Below are 18895 nucleotides of genomic sequence, written 5' to 3'. Positions count from 1 at the left end.
CTTGTAGGCGCAGCCTTGTGCTGCGAATGGGCTGCAAAGCAGCCCCCGCGCCCTTCCCCGCCATACCCCTCCCCTTGCACCCCCCCCTAACCGAACTAAGCTTGTTGCCTCAGTGGGCTTCGCTGCCAATCCAGCGAAGCAGACGCGGCGCATAGCCTGGTGCCGTCCGACAAAAAAGCCTGACCGATCGATCAGAAAAAGATGAAAAACGGTACACATTACAAATATTTATTTGTGTACAATCGTTCGAACCCAACACCGCTGGACACAGGTGGACGGGCTTGGACACGGGTCGGCGTACCAAAGTTGCGTTGCGGTAACCCGAGGGGTTATCGATACTGGCGCCGATTTTTCGACCAACAAGAACATCAAAACCGTGGAACCTTAGAATGAGCACAGCAATCAGTCCGACTGCTTATAACTATAAGGTCGTCCGCCAGTTCGCCATCATGACGGTGGTCTGGGGGATCCTTGGCATGGGCCTCGGCGTTTTCATCGCCTCGCAACTGGTATGGCCGCAACTGAACCTGGACCTGCCCTGGACCAGCTTCGGCCGCCTGCGCCCGTTGCACACCAACCTGGTGATCTTCGCCTTCGGCGGCTGTGCGTTGTTCGGCACCAGCTACTACGTAGTGCAGCGCACCTGCCAGACCCGGCTGATCTCCGACAGCATGGCGGCCTTCACCTTCTGGGGTTGGCAAGCGGTGATCGTCGGCGCACTGATCACCCTGCCGATGGGCTACACCACCACCAAGGAATACGCCGAGCTGGAATGGCCACTGGCGATCCTGCTGGCCATTGTCTGGGTGACCTACGGGCTGGTGTTCTTCGGCACCATCGTCAAGCGCAAGACCAAGCACATCTACGTCGGCAACTGGTTCTACGGCGCATTCATCGTGGTCACCGCGATGCTGCACATCGTCAACCACATCTCGCTGCCGGTCAGTCTGTTCAAGTCGTACTCGGCCTACTCCGGCGCCACTGACGCCATGATCCAGTGGTGGTACGGCCACAACGCCGTGGGCTTCTTCCTCACCACCGGCTTCCTGGGGATGATGTACTACTTCGTGCCCAAACAGGCCGAGCGGCCGATCTACTCGTATCGCCTGTCGATCGTGCACTTCTGGGCGCTGATCACCCTGTACATCTGGGCCGGCCCGCACCACCTGCACTACACCGCCCTGCCCGACTGGGCACAGTCGCTGGGCATGGTGATGTCGATCATCCTGCTGGCGCCAAGCTGGGGTGGCATGATCAACGGCATGATGACCCTGTCCGGTGCCTGGCATAAATTGCGCACCGACCCGATCCTGCGCTTCCTCGTGGTATCGCTGGCGTTCTACGGCATGTCCACCTTCGAAGGCCCGATGATGGCCATCAAGACCGTGAACTCGCTGTCGCACTACACCGACTGGACCATCGGCCACGTCCACGCCGGCGCCCTTGGTTGGGTAGCGATGATCTCGATCGGCGCGGTGTACCACATGATTCCCAAGCTGTATGGCCGGGCACAGATGCACAGCGTCGGCTTGATCAACGCGCACTTCTGGCTGGCGACCATCGGCACCGTGCTGTACATCGCCTCGATGTGGGTCAACGGCATCACCCAGGGCCTGATGTGGCGCGCCATCAACGATGACGGCACGCTCACCTACTCCTTCGTCGAAGCCTTGCAGGCCAGCCACCCGGGCTACATCGTCCGCGCGCTGGGCGGTGCATTCTTCGCCTCGGGCATGTTGCTGATGGCTTACAACGTGTTCCGCACCGTACGCGCGGCCAACCCGGTTGAAGCAGATGAAGCCGCCAAGATCGTCGTCGTGGGAGCGCACTGATGAAGCATGAAGCCGTCGAGAAGAACATAGGCCTGCTGGCCTTCTTCATGGTCATCGCCGTCAGCGTCGGTGGCCTGACCCAGATCGTCCCGCTGTTTTTCCAGGACGTCACCAACAAACCCGTTGAAGGCATGAAGCCGCGCACCGCGCTGGAGCTTGAAGGCCGCGACATCTACATCCGCGAAGGCTGCGTGGGCTGCCACTCGCAGATGATCCGCCCGTTCCGCGCCGAGACCGAGCGCTACGGCCATTACTCGGTGGCCGGTGAAAGCGTGTGGGACCACCCCTTCCTGTGGGGCTCCAAGCGCACCGGCCCGGACCTGGCCCGGGTGGGCGGCCGCTACTCTGACGACTGGCACCGCGCGCACCTGTACAACCCGCGCAACGTGGTGCCCGAATCGAAGATGCCGTCCTACCCATGGCTGGTCGAGAACAAACTCGACGGCAAGGACACCGCGAAGAAGATGGAAGTCCTGCGGACCCTCGGCACGCCGTACACCGACGCCGACATTGCCGGCGCGCGGGACGCGGTCAAGGGCAAGACCGAGATGGACGCCATCGTCGCGTACCTGCAGGGTCTTGGCACCATCATCAAAAGCAAACGGTGACGCTGATGGATATCGGGATGATTCGCGGCCTGGGCACCGTCGTGGTGATGGTGGCCTTCGTAGGCCTGGCGCTGTGGGTGTTCAACCCACGGCGCAAGCAGGAGTTCGACGAGGCGACCCGGTTGCCCTTCGCGGATGATCCCGAAGCCACCCGGCACGTCGAGCAAGCGCAAGCAAAAGCTTCTGGGAGCAAAAAACAATGACAACCTTCTGGAGTCTGTACGTCACCGTCCTGACCCTGGGCACCATCTTCTCACTGACCTGGCTGCTGCTGTCGACCCGCAAGGGCCAGCGCGAAGAGGTCACCGACGAGACCGTCGGGCATGCCTTCGATGGCATCGAGGAATATGACAACCCGCTGCCCAAATGGTGGTTCTGGCTGTTCGTCGGCACCATCATCTTCGCCCTCGGCTACCTGGTGCTGTACCCAGGCCTGGGTAACTGGAAAGGTATGCTGCCGGGCTATTCGTACCTGGACACCGACAAGCAGACCGAGTTTGCCAACGGCCAGCCGGGCTGGACCGGTGTGCACGAGTGGGAAAAGGAAATGGCCAAGGCCGATGCCCGCTTCGGGCCGATCTTCGCCAAGTTCGCCGCGATGCCCATCGAGGAAGTCGCCAAAGACCCACAGGCCCTGAAAATGGGCGCACGGCTGTTCGCTTCCAACTGCTCGGTGTGCCACGGCTCCGACGCCAAGGGCGCCTACGGTTTCCCCAACCTGACCGACAACGACTGGCGTTGGGGCGGTGAGCCGGAAACCATCAAGACCACCATCATGGGCGGTCGCCACGGCGTGATGCCGGCCTGGTCCGAGGTGATCGGCGAGCAAGGCGTTGCCGATGTGGCAGCCTTTGTGGTCAGCAAGCTCGATGGCCGCACCCTGCCGGAAGGCGCCAAGGCCGATGCCGAAAACGGGCAGAAGATCTTCGCCGCCAACTGCGTCGCCTGCCACGGGCCAGAGGGCAAGGGTACGCCGGCCATGGGTGCGCCAAACCTGACCCATCCGCAGGCGTTTATCTACGGCTCGAGCTTTGCCCAACTTCAGCAGACCATTCGCTACGGCCGCCAAGGGCAGATGCCGGCGCAGGAACAACTGCAGGGCAACGACAAGGTGCATTTGCTGGCGGCGTATGTGTATAGCCTGTCGCATCAGGAGCAGGAGCCTCAAAAGGCTGAGTAAGCAGGTCCGGCCTCTTCGCGGGTAAACCCGCTCCCACAGGTATCTCGCCGAGCCTGAGGGCAGCGGGGTCCCTGTGGGAGCGGGTTTACCCGCGAAGAATCCAGCACAAGCTGACCTGGATCAATTGACACCCGCCATATCACGATTCATACCACGAACCCAACGCGACTAAAGGTCGCAGTGCAACCCCTGGGTGCCATCACAGGCGTATCATGGGTCGCAGAGCGCTAGCAGATTGCGCGAGACTGCGGCCGGCATGCACTGGCCGCGGCATTTCTCCACTGCCGTGGGACTTGATGATGAGCAAGCAAATTCCGGTACATGACGTCACCCCGCCTGCCAACAAAGGGAAGGATTCCGTCGACCTCTACGCCTCCCGCGAGAAAATCTACACCCGCGCCTTCACAGGCGTGTTCCGCCGCCTGCGCATGGTCGGCGGTGCAGTACTGTTCCTGCTCTACTTCGGCACCGTGTGGCTGAACTGGGGCGGTCACCAGGCCGTCTGGTGGAACCTGCCCGAGCGCAAGTTCTACATCTTCGGCGCCACCATCTGGCCCCAGGACTTCATCCTCCTGTCAGGCATCCTTATCGTCGCCGCGTTTGGCCTGTTCTTCGTCACCGTGTATGCCGGCCGGGTGTGGTGCGGCTATACCTGCCCGCAAAGCGTGTGGACGTGGATTTTCATGTGGTGCGAAAAAGTCACCGAGGGTGACCGCAACCAGCGCATGAAGCTCGACCGCGCCCCCATGAGCGGCAACAAGTTCCTGCGCAAATTCGCCAAGCACAGCCTGTGGCTGCTGATCGGTTTCGTCACCGGCATGACCTTTGTCGGATACTTCTCGCCGATCCGTGAGCTGGCCATCGAGTTCTTCACCGGCCAAGCCGATGGCTGGGCCTACTTCTGGGTCGGTTTCTTCACCCTCGCCACCTACGGCAACGCCGGTTGGCTGCGCGAGCAGGTGTGCGTGTACATGTGCCCCTATGCACGCTTCCAGAGCGTGATGTTCGACAAGGACACGCTGATCGTGTCCTACGACCCGCGCCGTGGCGAAACCCGTGGCCCGCGTAAAAAAGACATCGACTACAAGGCCCAAGGCCTGGGCGACTGCATCGACTGCACGATGTGCGTGCAGGTCTGCCCCACCGGCATCGACATCCGCGACGGCCTGCAGATCGAGTGTATCGGCTGCGCCGCGTGCATCGACGCCTGCGACACCATCATGGACAAGATGAACTACCCCAAAGGGCTGATCAGCTACACCACCGAGCACAACCTGTCGGGGCAGAAAACCCACATGCTGCGCCCTCGGCTGATCGGCTATGCGCTGGTGCTGCTGGTCATGATCGGCGCCCTGGCCACCGCCTTCGCCACCCGCTCGCTGGTCGGCTTCGACGTCAGCAAGGACCGCGTGCTGTACCGCGAAAACGCCCAGGGCCGGATCGAGAACGTCTACAGCCTCAAGGTCATGAACAAAGACCAACGCGACCACGTCTACGTGCTCGATGCCGCCGGCCTGCCAGACCTCAAGCTCGAAGGCCAGCGCGAGATCCGCGTGGCGGCCGGTGACATCGTCAGCCTGCCCGTGCAGCTGTCGATAGCGCCCGAGAAACTGCCATCGACCACCAACGAAATCACCTTCATCCTCAAGAGCGCCGATGACAGCGACGCCCAGGTTGAAGCCAAGAGCCGCTTCATCGGCCCACAGATCCGCTGAGAGAGATTATCGACAATGCCTGCCGCCACCGCCGCCAGCCCCTGGTACAAGCACCTCTGGCCCTGGATCATCATCGGCATCCTCACCACCTCGGTGTGCCTGAGCCTGACCATGGTCAGCATTGCCGTGCGCAACCCGGACAACCTGGTCAACGACAACTACTACGAGGCCGGCAAAGGCATCAACCGCTCGCTGGACCGTGAGCTGCTGGCCCAGACCTTGAACCTCAAGGCCAGCGTGCATTTGGATGAGCTGACCGGCGAAGTCGACCTGCGCCTGACGGGCGACAGCGACCCGCAAACGCTGGAACTGAACCTGATCTCGCCCACCCAGCCGGACAAGGACCGCAAGGTGGCGCTAACCCGTGCCGAGGCTGGGCGCTATGTCGGGCAACTGGACGACAAGGTCGAAGGGCGGCGCTTCGTCGAGTTGCTGGGCAGCCAGCAAGGGCAGGTGTGGCGGTTGTTCGAGGAAGAAAAGGTGGAGCATGGTGTGACCCTGCAGCTGGGCGATGAAGCGTTGCTAGGCGCAGAACACAAATAATCGCGACACCACTGCCCCTGTGGGAGCGGGTTTACCCGCGAATGCGTCAGACCTGTAATCACCACTGCCTGATCTATCGCATTCGCGGGTAAACCCGCTCCCACAGGGTTCGATGCAAACCAGCTGATTTGTGTAAGGCAACAGCCCAATGACCCAACCCACCCCCTGCTACCACTGCGCCCTGCCCGTCCCCGCCGGCAACCGCTTCACCGCCGTGGTCCTCGGCGAGCCCCGGCAGTTCTGCTGCCCAGGCTGCCAGGCAGTGGCCGAGTCCATCGTCGCTGGGGGCCTGGAGCACTACTACCAGCACCGCAGTGACACCAGCGCCAACCCCGAAGCCTTGCCCAGGCAACTGCAGGATGAACTGGCGCTCTACGACCGCAGCGACGTGCAACAAACCTTCGTCCGCCACGCCGGCGAACTGGCCGAAGCCACCTTGCTGGTCGAGGGCATCAGTTGCGCCGCCTGCGGCTGGCTGATCGAAAAGCACCTGCGCAACCTGCCCGGGGTCGCCGAAGCACGCCTGAACCTGTCCAATCACCGCCTGCTGCTGGCCTGGGACGACCACCAGTTGCCCCTCTCGCGCCTGCTCGCCGAGCTGCGCCAGATCGGCTACGCCGCCCACCCCTACCAACCGGACCAGGCCGCCGAGCAGCTGGCCCGGGAGAACCGCAGCGCCTTGCGGCGCCTGGGTGTCGCCGGGCTGCTGTGGTTCCAGGCGATGATGGCAACCATGGCCACCTGGCCCGAATTCAACATCGACCTGTCGCCCGAGCTGCACACCATCCTGCGCTGGGTCGCGCTGTTTCTGACCATCCCGATCGTGTTCTACAGCTGCGCGCCGTTCTTCAAAGGCGCAGCGCGCGACCTGCGCACCCGTCACCTGACAATGGACGTCTCGGTATCGCTGGCCATCGCCCTGGCGTTCGGCGCCGGGATCTGGACCGCGATCAGCGGCAGCGGCGAGCTGTATTTCGATACCGTCGGCATGTTCGCCCTGTTCCTGCTGACCGGTCGCTACCTTGAACGACGCGCCCGCGAACGCACCGCGGCGGCCACCGCGCAACTGGTCAACCTGCTGCCCGCCTCGTGCCTGCGCCTGGACCTCATCGGCCGTGCCGAGCGCATCCTGCTCAGCGAACTGCAGCGCGGCGACACGGTGCAAGTGCTGCCCGGCGCGGTAATCCCCGCCGATGGGCGCATCGTCGAAGGCCGCTCCAGCGTCGACGAGTCACTGCTGACCGGCGAATACCTGCCGCAACCGCGTCGCGTCGGCGATCGGGTCACCGGTGGCACCCTGAACGTCGAGAGCACCCTGAACGTGGAAGTCGAAGCCCTCGGCCACGACTCGCGGCTGTCGGCCATCGTCCGCCTGCTGGAACGCGCGCAGACCGAAAAACCGCGCCTGGCCGAGATCGCCGACCGCGCTTCGCAGTGGTTCTTGCTGTTTACCTTGATAGCCGCCGTGGCCATCGGCCTGTGGTGGTGGCACTTGGCCCCGGACCGCGCCTTCTGGATCGTGCTGGCCATGCTGGTGGCGACCTGCCCTTGCGCCTTGTCCCTGGCCACGCCCACGGCCCTTACCGCCGCCACCGGCACCCTGCACAAACTCGGCCTGCTGGTGACCCGCGGCCACGTACTCGAAGGGCTCAACCAGATCGACACGGTCATCTTCGACAAGACCGGCACGCTCACCGAAGGCCGCCTTACCTTGCGCAACATTCGCCCGCTGGGCGACCTGGCCGCCGACCGTTGCCTGGCCCTGGCCGCCGCCCTGGAAAACCGCTCCGAACACCCCATCGCACGCGCTTTCGGCCGCACCGCCGCGCCTGCGGACGATGTGCAGACCGTGCCAGGCCTGGGCCTGGAGGGGCTGGTTGACGGCCAACGCCTGCGTATCGGCCAGGCCACGTTCGTGTGCGCCCTGAGTGGCGCAGAAATCCCCGGCGTGCCCGAGCCACGCGGCCAATGGCTGCTGCTGGGTGATCGCCAAGGGCCGCTGGCCTGGTTCGGCCTCGATGACCGCCTGCGCGATGACGCCCCGGCCTTGCTCGCTGCCTGCAAGGCGCGGGGCTGGCGGACGCTGCTGCTGTCGGGTGACAGCTCGCCGATGGTCGCCGAAGTGGCGGCGCAACTGGGCATCGACCAGGCCATCGGCGGCCTGCGCCCGGACGACAAGCTGGACCGGCTCAAGGCGCTGCAAGCCGCTGGCCGCAAGGTGCTGATGCTGGGTGATGGGGTCAACGACGTGCCGGTGCTGGCTGCCGCCGACATCAGCATCGCCATGGGCAGCGCCACTGACCTGGCCAAGACCAGCGCCGATGCGGTGCTGCTGTCCAACCGCCTGCAGGCGCTGGTACAGGCCTTCGACCTGGCCCGCCGCACGCGCCGCAACATCCTCGAGAACCTGCTGTGGGCGACCCTGTATAATGGCCTCATGTTGCCGTTTGCCGCGCTCGGCTGGATCACCCCCGTGTGGGCGGCCATCGGCATGTCGGTGAGCTCGCTGATCGTGGTCCTCAACGCCCTGCGCCTGACCCGGCTGCCAGGCGTGGCGGCCACCAGCAGCCACCCGCAACCCGCCACCGCCTGATCAGGAGCCGCCCATGCCAGCCCTCTATGTCATGATCCCGGCCGCCCTGCTGCTTGTCGGCGTCGCCGTGTACATCTTCTTCTGGGCCGTGGACAGCGGCCAGTACGACGACCTCGAAGGCCCTGCCCACAGCATCCTGTTCGACGACCAGGACCCGCGCCACCAGGCTGCGGTCAAGCCGGACGACAGCCTGGCCGAAGACGACAAGGAACCCCCACCCCGTGCCTGACCTGCTGCCCCTGCTCGGCTCGGCGCTGATCCTTGGCCTGCTCGGTGGCGGCCACTGCCTGGGCATGTGCGGCGGCCTGATGGGCGCGCTGACCCTGGCCATCCCGCCCGAGCAACGCGGCCGACGCTTGCAACTGCTGTTGGCGTACAACGTCGGGCGCATTCTCAGCTATGCCTGCGCCGGCCTGCTGGTGGGCCTGGCTGGCTGGGCCGTGGCCAGCAGCCCGGCCGCCCTGGCGCTGCGGGTGGTAGCCGCATTGCTATTGATTGCCATGGGGCTGTACCTGGCCGGCTGGTGGAGCGGGTTGACCCGTATCGAGGCCCTGGGCCGAGGGCTGTGGCGGCATATCCAGCCAGTCGCCTCGCGCTTGCTGCCCGTGTCGAGCCTGCCGCGCGCCCTGTTGCTAGGGGCCTTGTGGGGCTGGTTGCCGTGCGGGCTGGTGTACAGCACGTTGCTGTGGGCTGCGAGCCAAGGGAATGCGGGGTACAGCGCGGCGTTGATGCTGGCCTTCGGGCTGGGCACCTGGCCGGTATTGCTGGCCACGGGCTTGGCGGCGGAGCGGGTCAGCAGCCTGTTGCGACGGCGCAGCGTGCGCATGGCGGGTGGGTTGCTGGTCATCCTGTTTGGCCTGTGGACGCTGCCTGGGCCACACCAGCATTGGTTGATGGGGCACTGAAGCGGGCTGCTGTGCAGCCCATCGCCGGCAAGCCAGCTCCCACTGCTACAGCACAAGCCTTGAGGCAGTGAGGCCCCTGTGGGAGCTGGCTTGCCGGCGATGGGCCGCTAAGCGGCCCTAAAGGCTCTTGATACAAATCAACACAGATTCCTACAGACGGCCATAGACTCCGGACACTGCTCGCTCTATCCGGGGACCGCCCACATGCTCGACGACCTACGTTGGGACACCGACCTGATCCGCCGCTACGACCTGGCCGGACCACGCTACACCTCCTACCCGACCGCCGTGCAACTGCACAGCGAAGTGGGCTCGTTCGACCTGCTCCACGCCCTGCGCGAGAGCCGCCGGGCGGTGCGCCCGTTGTCGCTGTACGTGCACGTGCCGTTCTGCGCCAACATCTGCTACTACTGCGCCTGCAACAAAGTCATCACCAAGGACCGTGGCCGCGCCGCGCCCTACCTGCAACGCCTGGAGCAGGAAATCCAGCTGATCGCCTGCCACCTGGACCCCAAACAACGGGTCGAGCAACTGCACTTCGGCGGCGGCACGCCCACCTTCCTAAGCCCCGTGGAATTGCGCCAGCTGATGGCCACCCTGCGCCAGCACTTCAACCTGCTGGACGATGATTCCGGCGACTACGGCATCGAAATCGACCCACGCGAAGCCGACTGGTCGACCATGGGCCTGCTCCGCGAGTTGGGCTTCAACCGTGTCAGCCTGGGCGTGCAGGACCTGGACCCGGCCGTGCAGCGGGCGGTTAACCGCCTGCAGAGCCTGGAGCAGACCCGCACCCTGATCGAGGCAGCGCGTACCCTGCAATTCCGCTCAATCAACCTGGACTTGATCTACGGCCTGCCCAAGCAGACCCCGGAAGGCTTTGCCCGCACGGTCGAAGAGGTGATCCGCCTGCAACCCGACCGTTTATCGGTGTTCAACTACGCCCACTTGCCCGAGCGTTTCATGCCTCAGCGACGCATCGACAACAATGACCTGCCGAGCCCGTCAGCCAAGCTCGAAATGCTGCATGCCACCATCGACCAGCTGACCGCCGCCGGTTACCGCTACATCGGCATGGACCACTTCGCCCTGCCCGACGATGAGCTGGCCATGGCCCAGGAAGAAGGCACCCTGCAACGCAACTTCCAGGGCTACACCACCCACGGCCATTGCGACCTGGTCGGCCTGGGGGTGTCTGCCATCAGCCAGATCGGCGACCTCTATTGCCAGAACAGCAGCGACCTCAACACCTACCAGGACAGCCTCTCCAACGCCCAACTGGCCACGCAGCGCGGCCTGCTGTGCAACCACGACGATCGCCTGCGCCGGGCAGTGATCCAGCAGTTGATCTGCCATTTCGAACTGGACTACGAGCCGATCGAACAGGCCTTCACCATCGATTTCCGCGGCTACTTCAACGACCTCTGGCCAGAACTGCTGACCTTGCAGAGTGATGGCCTGATCAGCCTGGACGACAAGGGCATCCGCATCCTGCCCGCCGGCCGCCTGTTGGCGCGCTCGGTGTGCATGGTGTTCGACGCCTACCTGGCGATGCAAAACCGCCAGCGCTTCTCACGGGTCATCTGAAAAGCGAGACGTTCAACCGCATGGACAAGTGGGCTTGTGCGGCACACTATGGGTACACGAAAGGCCTCGGCGCGCACCCGCCGAGGCTTCGCCAGCACGCACCACAATAGCGCACGCTGGCCTACAACCTACGCCGTGAGTTACCCTTACGTCTTATGTGTGCTTTCCCACAAGGATCGATTGAAAATGTCCGAGCCAGTTAAACTGCGCCCACATACCCAGGCCCATTGCAAGGATTGCAGCCTGGCCCCCCTGTGCCTGCCTCTTTCGCTGAACCTGGAAGACATGGAAGCACTGGATGAAATCGTCAAACGTGGACGGCCGCTGAAAAAAGGCGAGTTCCTGTTCCGTCAGGGTGACAATTTCGGCTCGGTCTACGCAGTACGTTCCGGCGCCCTCAAAACCTTCAGCCTCAGCGACAGCGGCGAAGAGCAGATCACCGGCTTCCACCTGCCCAGCGAACTGGTCGGCCTGTCCGGCATGGACACCGAAGCCTACCCGGTGTCGGCCCAGGCCCAAGAGACCACGTCGGTGTGCGAAATCCCCTTCGAACGCCTCGACGAACTCTCGGTGCAATTGCCGCAATTGCGTCGTCAGCTGATGCGTGTGATGAGCCGCGAGATCCGCGACGACCAGCAAATGATGCTGCTGTTATCGAAGAAAACCGCCGACGAACGCATTGCCACCTTCCTGGTCAACCTGTCCGCACGCTTCCGCGCACGTGGCTACTCGGCCAACCAGTTCCGCCTGAGCATGTCGCGCAACGAAATCGGCAATTACCTGGGCCTGGCGGTGGAAACCGTGTCGCGGGTCTTCACCCGCTTCCAGCAAAACGGCCTGATTCGCGCCGAAGGCAAGGAAGTGCATATCCTCGACCCGATTCAGTTGTGCGCGCTAGCCGGCGGTGCAATAGAGGCCTGAGCTTTTGTTAACGGGTATACTGGCGCCATCGTTTTTCCAGGATACCCGCAACAATGCATAGCGAAGCCTTCGACCTCAAAGCCCTGATCCGCCCGGTAGTGGACTTCCCCAAACCGGGTGTGATCTTTCGCGACATCACCCCGCTGTTCCAATCCCCACGCGGGCTGCGCTATGTCGCCGACCAGTTCATCGAGCGTTATGTCGAGGCTGAGTTCAGCCACATCGGCGCCATGGACGCGCGCGGCTTCCTGATCGGCTCGATCATCGCCCACCAGCTGAACAAGCCGCTGATCCTGTTCCGCAAACAAGGCAAGCTGCCGGCTGACGTGCTGAGCGAGGGTTATCAGACCGAGTACGGCGAGGCCTTCCTCGAAGTGCATGCCGACAGCCTGTGCGAAGGCGACTCGGTGTTGATTTTCGATGACCTGATTGCCACTGGCGGCACCCTGCTGGCGGCAGCCAACCTGGTGCGTCGTACCGGGGCTCAGGTATTTGAAGCGGCAGCGATCATTGACCTGCCGGAGCTGGACGGTTCGCGCCGGCTGCAGGCTGCGGGTGTGCCGACCTTCTGCCTGACCGAGTTTTCGCTGAACGAATACTGAGTGCATTGCAGCCATCGCTTTTTGTAGGAGCAGCCTTGCGCTGCGAAGAGGCCAATGACAACGAGGCTATTTTCGTTGCCATTACCGGCCTCTTCGCAGCACAAGGCTGCTCCTACAGACCGCGAGTAAGGTCTTTAGAGCGAAATCGGCCTGCGCCCCGCAAAGGCATGCGCCAATGTCCCGCCATCTACCAGCTCCAGCTCGCCACCCAGCGGCACACCGTGGGCAATGCGCGACGCCACCAGGCCTTTCTCGTTCAGCAACTGCGCGATGTAATGCGCCGTCGCCTCCCCTTCCACCGTCGGGTTGGTCGCCAGGATAACCTCGGTAAAGGTGCCCTGCTCCTCGATTCGCGCCATCAGCTGCGGCACGCCGATCGCCTCAGGCCCCAGGCCATCGAGCGGCGACAGATGCCCCTTGAGCACGAAATAGCGGCCGCGGTAACCGGTCTGCTCCACCGCATACACATCCACCGGCCCCTCGACCACACACAACTGCGTGTCGTCACGGCGCGGGTCGGCGCACTGCGGGCACAGTTCCTGCTCGGTCAGGGTGCGGCACTGACGGCAATGGCCAACCCCTTCCATGGCCTGGGTCAACGCCTGAGCCAACCGCAGGCCGCCGCTGCGGTCACGCTCAAGCAGCTGCAGGGCCATGCGCTGGGCGGTTTTCTGGCCGACACCCGGCAGGGTGCGCAAGGCATCGATCAGTTGGCGGATCAGGGGGCTGAAGCTCATGTAGGCAGGCCTGCAAGTCGGGGGAACAGAATGAACAAGGGAGCAACGGCCCCAAGGCCGTTGCTCCCCATTTGACGCAAAAGGTGAATCAGAACGGCATTTTGAAGCCTGGCGGCAACTGCATGCCAGCGGTCATGCCGCCCATTTTTTCCTGGCTGCTCTGCTCGACCTTACGGACCGCATCGTTCAGTGCGGCAGCGATCAGGTCTTCAAGCACTTCCTTGTCGTCTTCATCGGTCGACATCAGGCTTTGGTCGATGCTGACGCGCTTAACGTCGTGACGACCGGTCATCACCACGCTCACCAGGCCGCCACCGGATTGGCCGGTCACTTCGGCGTTGGCCAGTTCTTCTTGCATCTTGGCCATTTTTTCCTGCATCTGCTGGGCCTGCTTCATCAGGCCGGCCATGCCACCTTTCATCATGGGGGTATACCTCGATTGGGTCATGTGATGCGGCCCGGCACCGGGCCAGCCGCATGGTTATCCGTTACTGGCCCTGATTGGCCAGGGCCTCTACAGGCTCAATAGTATCCTGTCGCACCTTGGCACCGAACTGCTTGATCATCTGCTGGATCAACGGATCCTGCTCGATCGACACCACGGCGTCTTGCTGACGCTCGGCACGCTTGCGCGAAGCGGCCTGGGCTGGCGTTTCCTGCTCAGGGCGTATCAGCTCGATACGCAGGTTCAGGGTGCGCCCCAAGTGCTGATTGAGCGCGTCGTTCAAGCGCCGCTGCTGGGTGGCGTTGAACAGTGCGCCCTGGCCTGGGTCCAGGTGCAACAGCCAGTCGTCGCCGTCGGCGGCAATCAGCGTACAGTTTGCGGCGATGTTGCCTGTCATACCGGAGACAGGCAACTGTGGGAATAATTCCAGCCATTGCAGGGCCAGGCCGGTAGCCGGCAGGGCGGCCGGCAGCGGTTCGGCAGCAGGTTTGGGCTGCTCTTCCTGGACGTGCTCGGCCAGTTCATCGAGGTAACTGAAGCCGACGGGGTCGCTGTCACCTACGTAGTAATCTTCGTCCGCTGGCGGTTCATCGTCTCGGTCCATGCCCGCTGCCGCATAGGCCGACGGGTCGAACGGCGGCTCGTCGTAGGCCGGCTGTTCGCGCTGCGGCTCGGCCATGGCTGGCTGGGGCGCGGGTGTTGGCTCAGGCGCAGGCTCAGCCACAGGCACCGGCGAGGCGGCAACCGGCACGGGGGGCGCTACAGGCTCTTCCCAGGGCAGGTCGATGACGTCCTCGACAGGTGCGGGTGCTGGCGCAGCAGGTTCAACTGGCGCTGGCTGGGTAACGGCAGGCGTCGGCTCTACGGCCGGTGCTGCAGGGGGCGGCACCTCCACCGCTTGCGCGACAACCGGCGCCACGGGCGCTGCGGCTGGCTGATGGGCCACTCCCGCAGCTGCCACCGGTGTTGCAGGATCAGCTGTGGCTTGGCTGATCCCCACCGGCTTTAGCACCGGCTTCGGCGCGTCATCGGTGTCGGCCGGGCGGAACGCCAGCATGCGCAACAGGACCATCTCGAAGCCACCCCGCGGGTCCGGCGCCAAGGGCAGGTCGCGGCGGCCAATCAGGCCCATCTGGTAATAGAACTGCACGTCCTCGGCCGGCAATGCCGAGGCCAGCGCCAACACGCGGTCGCGGTCGCCCTGGCCGTTGTCCACCGCCTCCGGCAGAGCCTGGGCAATGGCGACACGGTGCAGCACGTTGAGCATTTCGGCCAGCACACCACTCCAGTCCGGCCCTTGCTCGGCAAGGTTACGCACCGCCTCCAGCAGCGCCCGGGCATCGCCTTCTAACAGCGCCTGCAGCACGCCATAGACCTGGCCATGGTCGAGGCTGCCGAGCATGGCCCGCACATCGGCTGCCAGCACCTTACCTTCACCAAATGCGATGGCCTGGTCAGTCAGGCTCATGGCATCGCGCATCGAACCGTCGGCGGCGCGGCCCAGCAGCCATAGGGCATCTGGCTCGAACGGCACGTTTTCGGCGGTCAGCACATGGCTGAGGTGCTCGACTACCCGCTCCGGGCTCATGTTCTTCAGCGAGAACTGCAGGCAGCGCGACAGGATGGTCGCTGGCAGCTTCTGCGGGTCGGTGGTGGCGAGGATGAACTTGACGTAGGGCGGCGGCTCTTCCAGCGTCTTGAGCAAGGCGTTGAACGAATGGGTCGAGAGCATGTGCACTTCGTCGATCAAATAGACCTTGAAGCGCCCACGGCTCGGGGCATATTGCACGTTATCCAACAGCTCGCGAGTGTCTTCGACCTTGGTGCGGCTGGCGGCGTCGATCTCGATCAGGTCGACGAAGCGGCCCTCGTCGATTTCCCGGCACACTGAACAGGTGCCGCAGGGCGTCGAGGTGATGCCGGTTTCGCAGTTCAGGCATTTGGCGATAATGCGGGCGATGGTAGTCTTGCCCACACCGCGGGTGCCGGTAAACAGGTAGGCATGGTGCAGGCGCTGGTTGTCCAAGGCATTGATCAAGGCCTTGAGCACATGGGCCTGGCCGACCATTTCGCGGAACGAGCGCGGACGCCATTTTCGTGCAAGAACCTGATAACTCATCGAAAAACCATCGTAGCCTGATCGAGCGGAAGATCGCTAATGCTAGCGGAGCGGGGCCGAAATTGCACCCTGCGCGACTGGTCTAAGCTATGAAACTGGCGCGCTATCCAGGGAGGATGTGCCTTGCGAAGACTGTTGCCCCTGCTATTGCTGTGGACCACCCACAGCCTGGCCGACCCACCCGTGCTGCGTTTTTCCGTCGCCGAGAGCTGGAGCATGCCGCTGATGCGCGTCGAAGGCGATCAACCGGTGGAAGGTTTGCTGTTCGACCTGATGCAGGCCATTGCCCGGGAAGTGGGTGTACGACCGGAGTATCACGTACTGGCACGCCTGCGCCTGCAGGAGGCCATGGAAAGCGGCGATATCGACGTGCGCTGCTATGTCAGCACCCAGTGGTTTCAGGATCGGCCGGGCAATTTTGTCTGGAGCATCCCCGTGATCCACCAGCGCGACGTATTGGTTGGCGGCGCTGATGCAAGCAACCCTACCCGCCCAGAGCAACTGGCGCCGCAAGCCATTGGCACTGTGCTGGGTTATGCCTACGGCACCCTGCAACCCTTGTTCGAGCAGGGCCGATTGCACCGCGAAGACAGCCGCAGCCAGCTGCTGGCCCTGCAGAAGCTGCACGCGGGGCGGTATCTGCATGCGGTGAGCAACGAGCAGTCGTTGCAGTGGTTCAACCAAGGCTTGCCGGCGGGGCAACAGCTGCAAACGCTGGCAGTGCTGGAAGAGCAGGACTTGGGATGCATGGTGCGCACTGACCCTGGGGGTACCGACGCAAGGGGTGCTCAGGGCACTGGTGCGCATGAAGCAGTCCGGGGAGATTGAGCGGATCAGCCAGCGGTATGGGGGTGCGGGGTATGCTGGGAATGCCGCAGCGCGGACGCCCTAAATAGAGACGTTTCGCACAATTTGGGGAGCAGGCGTGTGCTGCGAAGAGGGCGTGCACTGCGCTATTCCGTCAAGCCTCTGCCCCTCATGATCCGCTGCAGGTTGTGGGCGTTGACGAAGATCAAGATGCCCAGCAAGACGAAGCCAATCGCAATCGCTTTGGCAATGCTCATCTGCTCGCCAAAAAACAGGTAGGAAGCAACCAGCCCCGATACAGGCACGAGCAGCGAGAGCGGTGCGACCTGGGCAGCCGGGTATTTCTTCATCAAGTTGTTCCATACCAGATAGCCCAGGATGGTTGTGATGTAGCTCTGGAACAGCACAGAGAACAAGGCTTCCCACGCTATACCACCGGCAAGCACTGCGAATGAGGCCCAGCCATTGGCTGCCACTGTCAAAACGAATATCGCCGGGACCGAAAAAAGGCTCGACCAGATAATGAACGCGACCATGTCGGCCGGGCGTTTGAGCTTGACCACCAGGTTGCACAGCGACCAGGCCAGGGCAGCGATAAGTACGAGTAGAACACCGGTAACCGTCGACGACTCACCGCCTAATGCCAAGATCATTATCAGACCGCAGGCGGCTGAGGCCATGCCGCACAGATGGACTCCACTGACTCGCTCGCCCAGAAGGAGGCTGCTGAGGAGGATAGTGAAAAAGGCACTGAACTGCAGAAACACCGAAGACATGCCGGGGGACAAGCCTTGGTACATTGCGAAGTTGACCACCCACCACAAGCCGGCGCCGAACATCACACCGTATAGGGCCAGCACCCCATATGAAATGCCTGCCGGGCGCTTGACGAAGAACACCAGAGGCATAGCGCAGAACACGAAACGCAACAGCGTCAGAAGGTAAGGATCCAGGCTTCTCAAGCCTAGTTCGATGACAGAGAAGTTACAGCCCCATAGGACTGTCACCAGAACACCGGCGACCAAATCCCGCTTGCTCATTTTCATGCCTGCTCTCCCTTGTTGCGGCATGCATTACTGTAATGACATTGATTGCGCCTGGATGCAGGAGGCGTCCTACCGACACGTGGGGCTGCTCTGAGAAATTTCGCCTGCATTAAACATCGCTGTTTAAAGCAGCCCGCTGACTGTGGGCAGACCCCGCTACTTCTGGCGTTCGACAGCCAACGTCACGGCATCCGCCTGGCCCCAGGCGATTTGCATGGCGCGCAGGCCATGCTCCAGAAGCTGTCGCGTTTCTTCGTCCTGAATGCGCTCAAGTACTCGGCGACTATCGCTGTAGGCGAACATCAGGTAGTGGGAGACATTCATCAGCGCGAACTCTATTGGCACGATGCCTTCGCTGATGGCGCGGGAAAGGGATTTGCCAGGTGGCAGGTCGAAGGTATGGGGTGGGTCGGGGACGATTTTTTCATGCAAGCTCCATGTGACCTGAGCTGCACCCTTTTGCTTCCACGCATTAGGGTGACAACTGTACGCGGGGTGGAAGACCAGGCACATGGAAAACCCGGCAGGTACGAGTACCTCCCGCGCACAGCTGCCATAACAGACAACTGCTCCAAGTCATTCCCGGGCTTCCACACCCGATCGCTGAACCGACAGCGACCGCAAAAGCCTATTGGGTGGGGTTTCCAAGGACAATCAGACGGGAGTCGACGGGATGTGTAGGATATTTCTGCAAGCCTTACAAATGCAGCAGGAAACCGCCTATACGAGAGTAGGATCCTTCCTTGTTGGCAATTGGACTACGAAATCTGGTGTATAGAGCGATTCCGACCTCTCGCCTGATGGCGCATAATTTTCGCCACCCCTCAAAAAGACAACTCCCGATGCTCCAAGATGATCGAGACAATCTCGAACTCGACAGACTACAGATCGAGAATCGCAAGCTAGCTGCAGAAGCACTCAAATTCATGGCTGAAGAGCGCAAGCTTAGACAAGAGGCGTTCTGGCACCCCTTCGCAACCGGCTCGGTCATACTGACTGCCATTGCGGGTATCATGGCCCTGCTGGTTAAACTCTAAGCACGCTCGTTTATGGCAAGAGGAAAGATCATGCCCCGTTCCACTCAAGATAGGGTTGAACAATCCCATCGCGAAGTTGAGGCCCTGGCCGAAGAAATGCGTAAGGCAAGAGCCTTTTCTCCTTGGTCAGCGCTTTTGCCGTTCAGCCTAGGTGCGGGCTTTGCTTTGGCGTTACTTCTCGCCGGTCTCTTGATCTTGAGACTGCTGTAATCCCGAGC

Annotated in this window: 19 protein-coding genes and 1 pseudogene; 15 read left to right on the top strand and 5 right to left on the bottom strand. The window is 62.7% G+C overall.

The annotated features are described in order from the left end of the window. Positions 1-389: 389 nt before the first annotated feature. From ccoN to AB7M33_RS17045, 12 genes are all read left to right on the top strand, one after another. Positions 390-1832, top strand: coding sequence for a cytochrome-c oxidase, cbb3-type subunit I (ccoN, locus tag AB7M33_RS17100; RefSeq protein ID WP_027592924.1), 1443 nt, complete (start codon positions 390-392; stop codon positions 1830-1832). Further along, positions 1832-2440 (top strand): cytochrome-c oxidase, cbb3-type subunit II, encoded by a 609-nt coding sequence (gene ccoO, locus AB7M33_RS17095; protein WP_003254286.1) that lies wholly within the window; start codon positions 1832-1834, stop codon positions 2438-2440. Before ccoN ends, ccoO begins: the two co-directional genes overlap by 1 nt. A gap of 5 nt (positions 2441-2445) precedes the next feature. Then, a complete protein-coding gene (locus AB7M33_RS17090; RefSeq protein WP_033699345.1) occupies positions 2446-2643 on the top strand; it encodes a CcoQ/FixQ family Cbb3-type cytochrome c oxidase assembly chaperone in 198 nt (65 codons plus the stop codon). Further along, positions 2640-3620, top strand: coding sequence for a cytochrome-c oxidase, cbb3-type subunit III (gene ccoP, locus AB7M33_RS17085; protein WP_027592926.1), 981 nt, complete (start codon positions 2640-2642; stop codon positions 3618-3620). Before AB7M33_RS17090 ends, ccoP begins: the two co-directional genes overlap by 4 nt. Before the next feature lie 299 nt (positions 3621-3919). Beyond that, a complete protein-coding gene (gene ccoG, locus AB7M33_RS17080) occupies positions 3920-5335 on the top strand; it encodes a cytochrome c oxidase accessory protein CcoG (RefSeq protein WP_027592927.1) in 1416 nt (471 codons plus the stop codon). 15 nt (positions 5336-5350) lie between these two features. Continuing rightward, positions 5351-5878, top strand: a complete 528-nt coding sequence (locus tag AB7M33_RS17075) for a FixH family protein (protein ID WP_085272544.1) — start codon at positions 5351-5353, stop codon at positions 5876-5878. 148 nt (positions 5879-6026) lie between these two features. Continuing rightward, positions 6027-8471, top strand: a complete 2445-nt coding sequence (locus AB7M33_RS17070; RefSeq protein WP_454243162.1) for a heavy metal translocating P-type ATPase — start codon at positions 6027-6029, stop codon at positions 8469-8471. A 13-nt stretch (positions 8472-8484) separates the two neighbouring features. Continuing rightward, entirely contained in the window at positions 8485-8700 is a 216-nt protein-coding gene (gene ccoS / locus AB7M33_RS17065; RefSeq protein ID WP_027592930.1) for a cbb3-type cytochrome oxidase assembly protein CcoS, read from the top strand. Continuing rightward, positions 8693-9376 carry a sulfite exporter TauE/SafE family protein gene (locus tag AB7M33_RS17060; protein ID WP_454243161.1) on the top strand — a complete coding sequence of 228 codons (684 nt, stop codon included), beginning with the start codon at positions 8693-8695 and terminating at the stop codon, positions 9374-9376. Before ccoS ends, AB7M33_RS17060 begins: the two co-directional genes overlap by 8 nt. A gap of 204 nt (positions 9377-9580) precedes the next feature. Next, positions 9581-10963 carry an oxygen-independent coproporphyrinogen III oxidase gene (gene hemN, locus AB7M33_RS17055; RefSeq protein WP_265969795.1) on the top strand — a complete coding sequence of 461 codons (1383 nt, stop codon included), beginning with the start codon at positions 9581-9583 and terminating at the stop codon, positions 10961-10963. A gap of 186 nt (positions 10964-11149) precedes the next feature. Then, positions 11150-11884, top strand: a complete 735-nt coding sequence (gene fnrA, locus AB7M33_RS17050; RefSeq protein ID WP_027592933.1) for a Crp/Fnr family transcriptional regulator FnrA — start codon at positions 11150-11152, stop codon at positions 11882-11884. Positions 11885-11937: 53 nt separating this feature from the next. After that, on the top strand, positions 11938-12486 hold the full coding sequence (locus AB7M33_RS17045) for an adenine phosphoribosyltransferase (protein ID WP_252825231.1): 549 nt from the start codon (positions 11938-11940) through the stop codon (positions 12484-12486). Between the two features lie 134 nt (positions 12487-12620). Here the strand turns inward: AB7M33_RS17045 and recR are convergent, their stop codons facing one another. The 3 genes from recR to dnaX all read right to left on the bottom strand — a co-directional run bounded on the left by recR (position 12621) and on the right by dnaX (position 15787). Then, positions 12621-13223, bottom strand: coding sequence for a recombination mediator RecR (gene recR, locus AB7M33_RS17040; protein ID WP_027592934.1), 603 nt, complete (start codon positions 13221-13223; stop codon positions 12621-12623). Positions 13224-13311: 88 nt separating this feature from the next. Next, on the bottom strand, positions 13312-13647 hold the full coding sequence (locus AB7M33_RS17035; RefSeq protein WP_008093501.1) for a YbaB/EbfC family nucleoid-associated protein: 336 nt from the start codon (positions 13645-13647) through the stop codon (positions 13312-13314). 64 nt (positions 13648-13711) lie between these two features. After that, complete coding sequence (gene dnaX / locus AB7M33_RS17030) at positions 13712-15787, bottom strand: DNA polymerase III subunit gamma/tau (RefSeq protein ID WP_454243160.1); 2076 nt, start codon at positions 15785-15787, stop codon at positions 13712-13714. Between the two features lie 123 nt (positions 15788-15910). Between dnaX and AB7M33_RS17025 the strand changes: the two are divergent. After that, positions 15911-16679: pseudogene (locus tag AB7M33_RS17025) on the top strand (substrate-binding periplasmic protein). A 61-nt stretch (positions 16680-16740) separates the two neighbouring features. On the opposite strand, the gene AB7M33_RS17020 reads toward AB7M33_RS17025, so the two are convergent. Next, positions 16741-17640, bottom strand: coding sequence for an EamA family transporter (locus tag AB7M33_RS17020; protein ID WP_454243159.1), 900 nt, complete (start codon positions 17638-17640; stop codon positions 16741-16743). Between the two features lie 156 nt (positions 17641-17796). Next, positions 17797-18072, bottom strand: a complete 276-nt coding sequence (locus AB7M33_RS17015) for a hypothetical protein (RefSeq protein ID WP_265969803.1) — start codon at positions 18070-18072, stop codon at positions 17797-17799. 410 nt (positions 18073-18482) lie between these two features. Between AB7M33_RS17015 and AB7M33_RS17010 the strand changes: the two genes are divergently transcribed. Together AB7M33_RS17010 and AB7M33_RS17005 are read left to right on the top strand one after the other, a co-directional pair. Further along, positions 18483-18677, top strand: coding sequence for a hypothetical protein (locus tag AB7M33_RS17010; RefSeq protein WP_085272539.1), 195 nt, complete (start codon positions 18483-18485; stop codon positions 18675-18677). 30 nt (positions 18678-18707) lie between these two features. Then, complete coding sequence (locus AB7M33_RS17005) at positions 18708-18887, top strand: hypothetical protein (protein ID WP_085272538.1); 180 nt, start codon at positions 18708-18710, stop codon at positions 18885-18887. The last annotated feature ends 8 nt before the right edge of the window (positions 18888-18895 follow it).

This window comes from Pseudomonas sp. Y3 TE3536, assembly GCF_053629175.1.
This window is presented reverse-complemented; position numbering and strand designations above follow the sequence as displayed.